Below are 10357 nucleotides of genomic sequence, written 5' to 3' on the forward strand. Positions count from 1 at the left end.
CGCGCCCGGCGGAACGCCGGAATGGCCGCGCGCCGGAGCGGTGCAGCCATGGGACGGCAAGCGGAAGGCGGCGGGGGCTAATGCCGGGGGGCGGCGTTGTTCAGCAGGGTCTTCAATTGGCGCTCGTCGTAGGGCTTCTGGATGAAGCCGTGCGGGCCGGCGGCGCGGGCGCGCTCCAGCAGGACGGGATCGCTGGCCCCGGACATGAAGATGCTGCCCACGGCGAAGCGCTCGCGCAGGGCGTGCGCGGTCTCGATGCCGTCCTGCGGACCGGCGAGGCCAATGTCCACCAGGGCCAGGGCGGGGCGCTCCCGCTCGGCGATCTTCAGCGCGTCGGCGGCGTTGGCGGCGACGCCGCACACCTCGTAGGACAACTCCTCCAGCATATCGGTCAGATACATGGCGACGATCGTCTCATCCTCGACGACCAGGACCCGGACGGGGGTTGTGGCTGCGGAGGGCGCGGTCCCGTCCGCCCCGGCCCCTGGTGACCTGTTGATCGGGTTGGTCATCCCTTATCCCTCTTGTCGTTCTGCCGGCTGCGGTGCGGGAACGGCGCCGATCGGACGCCTATCCTGCCCGCCGCCGAAACCCGAGCGGAGACGTCGGATGCCGGCGAAGCTGACCGGGACGAGTAGCACGGAGGGGTGAGGCAATTAAGGGAGAAAAGGTCAAATACCCCCAACAGGTTATACCCAGTAGGGTGACTGCACTCCAAAAGAGAGCAAGCATATTCCTTAAATTCAATATGGAATAGCGCGAATCCGGTGCGTTTGGACCGTCTTTTCTTGGGTTCGATTGAAATGTGCGGTGGAAACGCGCGGCAGCTATGTAGAGATGTGCAGCATTTTTAACAATTTTGCAAGTAATTTTGCGCGTAAACTTGCTACTGTCCACGAGGCGGGCGTGGAGTCGATTGCAGGGGTTCTGGGGAGCGGGATGAGCGGTGCCCCGACAAGCGGGCCGGGTGATGGGACAGACCTGAGCCTGGAGGATCTCGCGCAGGCCATCAGAGCCCACCGGCTCTATCTGGCGGCGCGCCCAAACGGTTTGCGCCTTCAATTGAAGGCGGCGGACCTGACCGGCTTCGACCTGACGGGGCTGCTCCTGTCGGACGCTATTCTGACCGGAGCGAATTTCCGGCGCAGCGTCCTCCAGCGTTGCAACTTCGACGGAGCGGATCTGTTCGGCGCCAGCTTCGTCTCCGCCGATCTGCGGGAGGCCTCGCTGGTCGGGGCGGACATGCGCGGGGCGAACTTCACCAAGGCCTGTCTGCGCAACACCCTGTTCGAGCGGGCGGACCTCCGTCCCGGCCAGCTCGTGCTGTGGAAGGACCGGCGCAAGGCCCGGCAGGAGGCGGCGCTTCGCGAAGCCGTGCTGGTCAACGCGAATTTCACCGACGCCGATCTGACTGGCGCCAACCTGACCCGCGCCAGCCTGGAGGGGGCGGACTTCAGCAACGCCGCCCTGTTCGGCGCCAACCTCAGCGGCGCGGATCTGCGCGGCGCCGATTTCAGCATGGCGAAGCTGAAGGGCGCCATCCTCAACAATGCCGTCGTTGCCGGTGCCACCTTCCAGGGCGCCGACCTGCGCGACGCCGAACTGCGCAACGTCTCCATGGCCACCGCCGATTGGGCGGAGGCGCGGATGATGGGCGCCATCTACCACCGCAACCAATCGGACTTCCCGCCGGAAATCCGGGAGGGGCTGGACGGCCATGTCCGCTGGATCAACAGCAACGGCAAGCAGGGCAAGCGGTTCGACGTGTCGGACGGGGCCTTCGTCGGGGCCGATTTCGATGGCTGCGACCTGAGCGGGGCGATCTTCCGCAACTGCGACTTTACGCGGGCGAGCTTCCGCGACAGCAAGCTGCAGATCGCCCAGTTTCCCAGCTGCCGCATGCGGGAGGCCTGTTTCGAGAATTCGGAACTGTCCGGCGCCTGCTTCGAGGGCTGCGACCTGACCCGCGCCATGATGCGCAACGCGGTGATGCGGGCCATCGAGCTTCTGGCGGCGGATGGCCAGTCCACCGGGCGCCTGTGGCCGACGAATCTGCGCAACGCCCAACTGGCCGACAGCGACATCCGCGGCGCCGATCTGCGCGGTGCACGGTTGGCCGGGGCGGACCTGACCAACTGCAATCTGTCGGGAGCCGACCTGCGCGACACCGACATCGAGAAGGCCAACACCACAGGAACGACGCTGGTCCATTGCCGGTTGAAGTGACCAGAAATTTTAATCCCGAAAAATTTTCGAAAAGAGTCGGGCATTTTGTCGCAGGGGCTACCCTCCGCCCATTCCCGGCATTGTGCATACCAGCATGCGGGGATTAAAACGCCGGCCGAGGTGGCGGCTGGTTTCCCAAGCCGCTTGTCATGATCGAGGCCAAGTAACGGACCGGCGGACGCCGCGCGCCGATGCGACGAATATTGATCGTGGCGAAGCGAAGAACGCAGGACGTCCTGCGGGCCTTGGGTGGCCGTGCCTGTCTTTTGGGCATTGGAAATCGAGGATAGTGCAATGAAGCGTAATGTTGCCGTTCTGGCCTTCGGCCTGTTCGCCGCCCTTCCCGGCATCGCCTCGGCGCAGGACGCCGATGCGGGAGAGAAGGTGTTCAACCAGTGCAAGGCCTGCCACACCATCGAGGCCGGCGGCCCCAACCGCGTCGGCCCGAACCTGCATGGCGTCGTCGGCCGCGCGTCGGGCTCCATCGAGAGCTTCAAGTATTCCGATGCGATGAAGGGCGCCGGACTTGCCTGGGACGAGGCCAATCTCGACAAGTACCTGACCGATCCGAAGGGCACGGTCCCCGGCAACAAGATGGCCTTCGCCGGCGTGAAGAACGAGCAGGCCCGCAAGGACCTGATTGCTTTCCTCAAGAAGAACAGCTGACACGTCCGCAAGGACATGCGCTGCGGGAACGGGAGGGGCGACGGCCCCTCCTGCGTCCGGCGCCCGGCCGTAAGGTCACGCCCGTCCGGTTAGGGCCGCCCGTCTCCCTGCGGTCCATCCTATGAGGATGGCACCTATCAACCTGCCTTTGTGGACAGGGGGCCCGTAAAAACGCTCATCGTCAGGCACAAGGAGAACAGGAGGCTGTTGGGGGACCCGTGTGTCCCAACGCAAGATTGCATATCGGGAGGTCGGAATGCCCATGCTGCGAACCGCGGCCCTTGCCGCCGTGTCCATCCTCACGCTCGCCGCCTGTTCAAGCGAGCCGGGCCTCGTGCCACCGATGGGCAGTTCCGGTGCCTCCACGTCCCAGATGGGAAGCACCGGGTCTGGCGCCTCCTCGACGTTGACGGTGGCGGACCAGTCCTTTCTGACCCAGGCGGCCTACGGCGGCTTCGGCGAGGTGGCGATGGGCACGCTGGCCCAGCGGCAGGCGTCCAGCGCCACCGTGCGCGACCTCGGCCGGCGCATCGCCGCCGACCACACCCAAGCCAACCAGGAACTTGCCCGGCTCGCCCAAGCCAAGGGCGTCATGCCACCCACCGCCCCGGACCCGGGCCGGCAGGCGGTCGCCGACGCGTTGGCCTCGCTTCAGGGCACCGCATTCGACCGGCAGTATCTGCAGCAGCAGATCGCCGAGCACGAGGTGTCGATCGCCCTGTTCAACGCGCAGTCCCAGGGCGGGACTGATCCGGACGTCCGGGCCTTCGCCGCCAAATGGTTGCCCGGCCTGCAAATGCACGCGCGCGAACTGCGCGCGCTCGGCAACCCGCTGGCACAATTGCCGTAGCGGCGGGCTTGGCCCGACGATCCGCCTCAGGCGACCGCCGGAAGCGGGTGCAGGCCCGCGGTGAGACGTTGGACGTCCGCGGCGAAGCGGTCGGCGACGTCCGGCGTCAGTTCGAACCGGACATGCAGATCCTGCTCCTTGCCCCCCAGCACCGCGAAGGGGATGGAGACGGTGCAACTGGGAATGGTCAGCACGCCACGGCTGCCGACCTGCGACCGGTCGAGACCGCGGATCGTGGCGCCGCCTTCCGACAGGTTGGTGAGCTGTCCCGATAGCGATCCCACCGCCCCGGCGATGGTGCAGGGCAGATTGACCTCGAAGCGCGGGGCGCGGCGGCGGTCCACCTCCGGCGTGGCGGTGCGCACGGCGCGGACCAGCATCTCGCGGAGTTGGTCGATGCTTCCCGCCACGTCGGACGCCACCCGGCGCACCTCGTCGGCGCGACTGCCGGTCACCGCCGCCTCCTCCGACACGTGGGCGATGCGGGACGACACCTCCTGCGCGGCGGCGGCGGTCTGGCCGACGTTGCGCGAGATCTCGCTGGTCGCGGCACCCTGCTCGTCCATGGCGCTGGCGATGCTGCTGGCGACGCCGTCGATCTCGGTGATGGTCCGCCCGATGTCCTGCACCGCGTCGACGGCACCGGCGGTCATGCTCTGCAGGTCGGTGATCTGGCGGGAAATCTCTTCCGCCGACTTGGAGGTTTGGGTGGCGAGGTTCTTCACCTCCTGAGCCACCACCGCGAAGCCCTTGCCGGCCTCGCCGGCGCGCGCCGCCTCGATCGTTGCGTTCAACGCCAGCAGATTGGTCTGGCTGGCGATGTCCTGGATGAAAGTGGCGACCTCCCCGATGTGGCCGATGGCCTCGGACAGGGAGAGCACCACGTCCTCGGTCTTGCGGCCGCTTTCCACGGCGCGGCGGGAAATCTGGCTGGCGAAGGTGACCTGGCCGGTGATCTCGGCGATGGAGGCGGTGAGCTGGTCGGTGGCCGCCGCCACGGCCTGGGCGTTGCCCAGCGCCTGTTCCGCCGCAGCCGCCACGCTTTGCGAGTTGGCGGAGACGGTCTCGGCCGAGCTGGCCATCGCCTGGGCGTTGCTGTCCATCGAGACGGACCGTTCGGCGACGCGGTCCACGGCGGTGCGGGTTTCCTGCTCCACCGTGCGGGCCATGGATTCCAGGGCGGCGATCTTGGCGGCCTCGGCCTCGCGGCGCTCGCGCTCCTGCGCCTCGCGCAGGCGCTGGTTGTCGATGCCCTTCTGGCGGAAGACCTCGACGGTCTTGGCCATGGCGCCGATCTCGTCCTGGCGCTCCAGGCCGGGGACCGTCACCTCGTAGCGCTCGTCGGCCAGCTGGAACATGGTGCCGCGGATCTGGTCCAGCGTGCGGAACTGGCGCCGGACCACCAGCAGCATCACCAGGGCCATGACGACGGTGATGACCGCCGCCACCTGGATGATGTTGGGGACCACCTCCTCCAAAACGCGCAACGCGACGCTCTTCTTGAGGCCGACGAACAGGACACCGATGACCTCGCCGTTCTGGTCGATGATCGGGTCGTAGGCGGTGAAATAGGCTTCGCCCAGGATGTCGGCCTCACCGCGGAAGGGCTCCTTGCCGTCGATGACGGCGCTGTAGACGGGGCCGCGCGCCAGCTTCGTCCCGACGGCCCGGCTGCCGTCCGGGTTGTGGATGTTGGTTGCCACGCGGGTGTCGCCGCGGAAGATGGTGGCCACGCCGCCGGTCACGCTGCGGACGGTGTCGACGATGTCGTTCGCGCCGTCCAGCTTGAAATCGTCGATGTACAGCGCGCCGTCCTTGAGCCGGTACTCGGATCCTTTCTGGTCGAGCAGCATCCGGAAGTTGGTGATCGCCTGCTCCCTCCGCTCCGCCGCGTCCTTGCTGATGCTGGAGGTGACCTTGACGATCGTCGCGTAGGTCAGGGCGCCGGACAAGGCAATCAGGCCGAGCGTGCACAGAATGGTCAGCTTTGTCGCAAGGCTGAGCGTGCGGAGGGGATTCATCGGCCGAAAACTCCTTGAAAAATCGTCGGGTCGCCCCGGAAGCACCGGGAAGGCGGGGCATTGGTAACCTTTGTCGCGCATTTGTAACAAATAGTTTCGTCAACCTCGGGACGCACCGGATTCATGCAATGTGAAGGTGCTGTTGCGGCTTTCGTCAGCTGTCTTGAGAAAAGTGTTTGTATTTCAAGGTTTATTCATTGCGTTCATGTTGCGCATTGAGCAAAATAAACCATCTGTTAATCATGAAGTGGGACAGCATGTCGCACGCGAATTCCTTTTAGAGATACCTTCGGTGTAGAGGAAATGTTATCGGTTGGCGTTCGTTCATTACAGAATACAAACATTCGCCATGCCGGACACCCTGCACGCCCTTGACGTCACCAAGACCGCCTATTTCGATTTGGGACCGGATTCGGTCGGCAGTCTGCGGCAGGCGTTGCCGATCATCTCCAAAGCCCTGCCGGGAATTCTGGACCGCTTCTACGCCCGCACGATGGCCCAGCCCGAACTGGCCGGCCTGTTCGCCAATCCGGCGCAGGTCGAAGGGGCCAAGCGCGCCCAGATCGCGCACTGGACCCGGCTGTTCGAAGGCCGTTTCGACGATGGCTACAAGGAGTCCGTGCGCGCCGTCGGCATCGCCCACCACCGCATCGGGCTGAGCCCGAGCTGGTACGTCGGCGGCTACGCCTTCATCCTGGGCGAGATCATGGCCGCCCTGGCGCAGAGCATGGGCGGCACGCTGCTGACCGGCAGCCGGCTCGGCTCGATCGTGACCATGCAGCGCGCCGTGGTGTCGGCGGTGCTGATGGATCTGGACGCCGCGCTGTCCATCTATTGGGACCGCCTGATCGACGAGCGGCTCCAGGCGGTGGATGCGATGGTCGATTCCATCGACCACGAAGCCAACGAGGTGGTGGACAGCGTTGCCAGCTACACCGCGGATCTGCGCCGCACGGTCGGCGATCTCGACGGCGTCTGCGCGGCGGTGAAGGACAGCATCACCGGCACCTCCACCGACACAGCGGAGGCGCTGGATGCCGCCCAGACCGTCGCCGCGGGGGCGGAGCAGCTTCAGGCCGCGGTCGGCGAAATCTCGGAGCAGGTCGGCGGAGCCTCCCGGATCGCCGGGGAGGCGGTGGAGAAGAGCGGCGAGGCCCGCCAGATCATGGCGCAGCTCAGCACCGCGGCGCAGGAGATCGGCGGCATCCTGAACCTTATCCGTGCCATCGCCGGGCAGACCAACCTGCTGGCGCTGAACGCAACCATTGAGGCGGCGCGGGCCGGGGAAGCCGGCAAGGGCTTTGCCGTGGTGGCGACCGAGGTGAAAAATCTCGCCGGGCAGTCGGCCAAGGCGGCGGACGAGATCGCCGCCAAGGTCGGCGCCATCCAGGCGGTGGCCGAGCAGGCAATCACCGGCATGGACGGGGTGGCCACCACCATCACCACCATGCAGGAGATCAATTCCTCGATCGCCGCGGCGGTGGAGGAGCAGTCCTCCGCCTCGCGCGAGATCGCCCGCAACATCGGCGAGGTCGCCGGTATCTTCCGCGGCATCGCCAGCCGGATGACCGAGGTCGGCGGCGAGACGCAGCGTGCCACCACCGTGGCCTACACAGTCGGCGAAAGCGCCAACCGCATGCAGGAGGCGCTGGACACCCTGCCGTCCCTGCTGGCGCGGGCCATCCGCACCTCCTCCGATCTGGCGAACCGGCGGCACACGCGCCGCCGCCCGGTTCTGCTGGACGGCAGCGTGGACCAGACGCCGGCGCTGGTCCGCGACATCTCCGAATGCGGCTGCTACGCCGAGACGAAGGGGGCGGCGCCCACCGGCGGGCAGGTCACCGTGTCGCTTCCCGGTTACAAACTGTCCCTGCGCGGGTCGGTGGTGGCGCGGCACGACAACCGGCTGCACATCCGCTTCGACGAGCGCAAGATCGGCCGCGAGGAGGTTGACCGGATGAGCCGCGACGGGGTGGGCGAACTGGTCCGGCTGGCCAAGCAGGACCATCTCGCCTTCGTGGACAAGATCATGGAAGCGGTGGGCGGCCAGCGCACGCTTCTGCCGGCGGACCTGTCCACCCATCACTCCTGCCGCCTCGGCCGCTGGTACGACAGCGTGAACGATCCCCGGACGATGCGCCTGTCGACCTACAAGGGCATGGCCACCCCGCACCGGACCGTCCATGAGTCGGGCCGCGAGACGCTGCTCGCCCTCCAGGCCGGCAACCGCATGGAGGCCGAACGCCACGCCGCCGAGATGAAGCGGGCCTCGGCGGAGGTGGTCCGTCTGCTCGACGAGATGGAGCGCGATTTCGCCCGGACCCTCGCCGAGGCCGCCGAGTAGCCGGTTCCTTCGGACGTTGCGGTCCCGCCGGACCTCAACGCCCGGCGGTGTCCGGTGGGGCTTCCGGCGCGCTGTTCTCCGGAGGCGGCTCGTCCAGGGTGGACAGGCGGGCGGCGAGGCCGTCCGGCTCCTTGGCGGCGGTGCTGGCCACGGAGTTGGCGGCCGTGTTCGACTTGGCATCGTCGCCGGTGTTCAGGATGACCGGCAGCCCATCGCGCCCACCGATGATGATGGTCTTGGCGTTCGATGACGTGGCGAAGGCCCGCGTCGCCTCGATGCCGCGCAGGCGCAGATACTCCGGCGTGATGTTGCGGGCGACGATGTCCTGGAAGTCGCGCACGCCCTCCGCCTCGATCCGCTTGCGGTCGCGTTCCTTGGCCTCGCGGGCGATGCGGAAGTCGTATTCCTCCATGATCTGCTGCTGCTCGATCTTGCGGTCGATGGCTTGGCGGACCAGCGGCGGGAAGCTGACCCCGGCCACCAGCACGTCCTCGATCCGGATCATCACGGAGCTGTAATCATCCGCCGTCGTGCCGGGGGGCAGCTTCAAGGATTGCAGATCGGTCGGCGGGGTGGGGAACTGCTGGCGGGCCTCCCGCAGCAGGAAGCCTTGGATGTCCGCCCGATTGATCGAGTAGAAGTTTTCCGGATTGTGCTTCGACACGAATTCGTAGACGAGGCTGGCGATCTCCGGATGCACCAGCTTTTCCGCGTAATCGTCTCCGGCCAGCTTGTGGACCAGACCGGCGGCGGGCGGGTTGACGCGGTAGCGCAGCGCCACGTTCACCGTCATTGACATGCCGTTGGCCGCCACCGCCTCATAGGTGCGGGTGTCGGTGCGCAGGCGCACGTCGTACATCGTCACCCGGTCCCACGGGAAGATCAGGTGGGTGCCCTCGCTGTAGACCCGGTCGGTGACCGTGCCGCCGAAGAAGCGCAGCCACAGCACGCCGACATGGCCGGACGGCACCTCGACGAAGACGGCGGGCGCGATGGCGAGGAAACCCAGGATCAGGGTCAGCGTCAGCGCGTAGATCGACACGCTGCGTCGCTTCAGCCAAAGGCCGGCGCGCTGCGGCAACGGCGCGCGGACGAGGCCGTCCCCGGCGGACTGGTCCAGCGTGGTCATCGCGGTCTCGTCGTCAGCATCTTCTCACGTTCCCGCGCGCTGGGCCGACCCACCGCCTGGATCACGAAGTTCACCGGCGGAGTCAGGAAAAGGGCCAGCAGGAAATGGCCGATGAAGCCGATCGTGGTGTTGCGGCCCATGACGGCGCACACCAGACAGGCGAGGAGATAGAGCATGACGAGGACAAGGGGCATGCGCGTCCGGCCTTGGAATGGGAGCAGGGCGGAAGGGTGACGGCGGCCGGAGGGGAGCGGGGAAGCGCGGAGGCGTCCCCGCCCGTCCTCCCGGTCTGTGGCGGCCGGGTGCGGCGGCCGGATGCGGCGGTCAGGCCGCGGCCGGGGCCGCCTCCGGCGTCGCGCCCTTGCGGCGGCGGGCCTCCTCGAACTTCTCGCGGAAGTAGGTCTTCACCTTCTCCGGCTGGAAGGTCAGGAAGGTGCCGCCCGACGCGAAGTGCTGCTGGAAGACCTTGCCCAGCGCGTAGGTGAAGGCGCTGTTGAAGGCCGGCTGGGTGGCCAGCCGCGTCACCGTGCCGATCACCGGCACCGAGCGCAGAGCCATGTTGAACGCCATGGAGCCGAGCAGGCTGCCGCCCAGGGCGGTCGGGGCGACCGTGGCGAACAGCGTGCCGACCGCGGACCGGCCGATGTCGCTGCGGAAGTCGACGCCGTGCAGTTCCGACAGCTCCTTGAGCAGGCGGAGCTGGACGACGGCGAGCGCCGCGGTGTCCACGAAGTTCAGCGGGATAACGCCCGCCGCTGCGGACAGCAGCACATGCTTGCGGATGATCTCCGCCGCCTGCGCCTCGGTGGAGACCGGAGCGGCCGGAGTGGCTTCCGGAGCGGCTTCGGAGGTGCTGGCGGTTGTGCTGGCGGTTTCGGGGGCGGCCGTCACGGCCTCCGGAGCCGGGGTGGGGGCCGGGGCGGCGGCCGTTTCCGGCTTCGCCTTGCCGCCCGTTGTTTCCTTCTCACTGACCATGCTGTGGTGCTCCAAAAAGGGACGTTGTCGAGAGAAAATCAGCAATGAACGCCGCGCACCGGCTGGTCTGCGGCGACAGTCGGCCCCGAAGGGACGGCCCGCTCCGAAAACGCCGCCGGTGATTGCCGGCGGCACCGTCATATGGG

Annotated in this window: 9 protein-coding genes; 4 read left to right on the plus strand and 5 right to left on the minus strand. The window is 67.2% G+C overall.

Translation table 11 applies throughout. The features are described 5' to 3' along the window. Positions 1 to 77 precede the first annotated feature (77 nt). Entirely contained in the window at positions 78 to 512 is a 435-nt protein-coding gene (locus H1Q64_RS27965; protein ID WP_237907665.1) for a response regulator, read from the minus strand. Positions 513 to 939: 427 nt separating this feature from the next. On the opposite strand from H1Q64_RS27965, the gene H1Q64_RS27970 reads away from it, so the two are divergent. The 3 genes from H1Q64_RS27970 (at position 940) to H1Q64_RS27980 (ending at position 3742) form a co-directional block, all read left to right on the plus strand. Beyond that, positions 940 to 2226, plus strand: a complete 1287-nt coding sequence (locus H1Q64_RS27970; protein ID WP_237907666.1) for a pentapeptide repeat-containing protein — start codon at positions 940 to 942, stop codon at positions 2224 to 2226. 294 nt (positions 2227 to 2520) lie between these two features. Beyond that, positions 2521 to 2892, plus strand: a complete 372-nt coding sequence (locus H1Q64_RS27975; protein WP_237907667.1) for a c-type cytochrome — start codon at positions 2521 to 2523, stop codon at positions 2890 to 2892. Between the two features lie 256 nt (positions 2893 to 3148). After that, the gene (locus H1Q64_RS27980) at positions 3149 to 3742 is read left to right on the plus strand and encodes a DUF4142 domain-containing protein (RefSeq protein WP_237907668.1); all 594 of its coding nucleotides are present in this window, start codon (positions 3149 to 3151) and stop codon (positions 3740 to 3742) included. 26 nt (positions 3743 to 3768) lie between these two features. Here the strand turns inward: H1Q64_RS27980 and H1Q64_RS27985 are convergent, their stop codons facing one another. After that, positions 3769 to 5763 (minus strand): methyl-accepting chemotaxis protein, encoded by a 1995-nt coding sequence (locus H1Q64_RS27985; protein ID WP_237907669.1) that lies wholly within the window; start codon positions 5761 to 5763, stop codon positions 3769 to 3771. A gap of 349 nt (positions 5764 to 6112) precedes the next feature. Here H1Q64_RS27985 and H1Q64_RS27990 point away from each other — a divergent pair, with 349 nt between their 5' ends. Beyond that, entirely contained in the window at positions 6113 to 8107 is a 1995-nt protein-coding gene (locus H1Q64_RS27990; RefSeq protein ID WP_237907670.1) for a methyl-accepting chemotaxis protein, read from the plus strand. 34 nt (positions 8108 to 8141) lie between these two features. On the opposite strand, the gene H1Q64_RS27995 is transcribed toward H1Q64_RS27990, so the two are convergent. From H1Q64_RS27995 to H1Q64_RS28005, 3 genes are all read right to left on the minus strand, one after another. After that, positions 8142 to 9236 (minus strand): prohibitin family protein, encoded by a 1095-nt coding sequence (locus H1Q64_RS27995; protein WP_237907671.1) that lies wholly within the window; start codon positions 9234 to 9236, stop codon positions 8142 to 8144. Continuing rightward, entirely contained in the window at positions 9233 to 9430 is a 198-nt protein-coding gene (locus tag H1Q64_RS28000) for a hypothetical protein (RefSeq protein ID WP_174440791.1), read from the minus strand. The genes H1Q64_RS27995 and H1Q64_RS28000 overlap by 4 nt, the downstream gene beginning before the upstream one ends. A gap of 130 nt (positions 9431 to 9560) precedes the next feature. Then, the gene (locus H1Q64_RS28005) at positions 9561 to 10211 is read right to left on the minus strand and encodes a YcjF family protein (RefSeq protein ID WP_237907672.1); all 651 of its coding nucleotides are present in this window, start codon (positions 10209 to 10211) and stop codon (positions 9561 to 9563) included. Between the last annotated feature and the right edge of the window lie 146 nt (positions 10212 to 10357).

The sequence above is a fragment of the Azospirillum brasilense genome (genome assembly GCF_022023855.1).
GTDB classification, from domain to species: Bacteria; Pseudomonadota; Alphaproteobacteria; order Azospirillales; family Azospirillaceae; genus Azospirillum; species Azospirillum brasilense_F.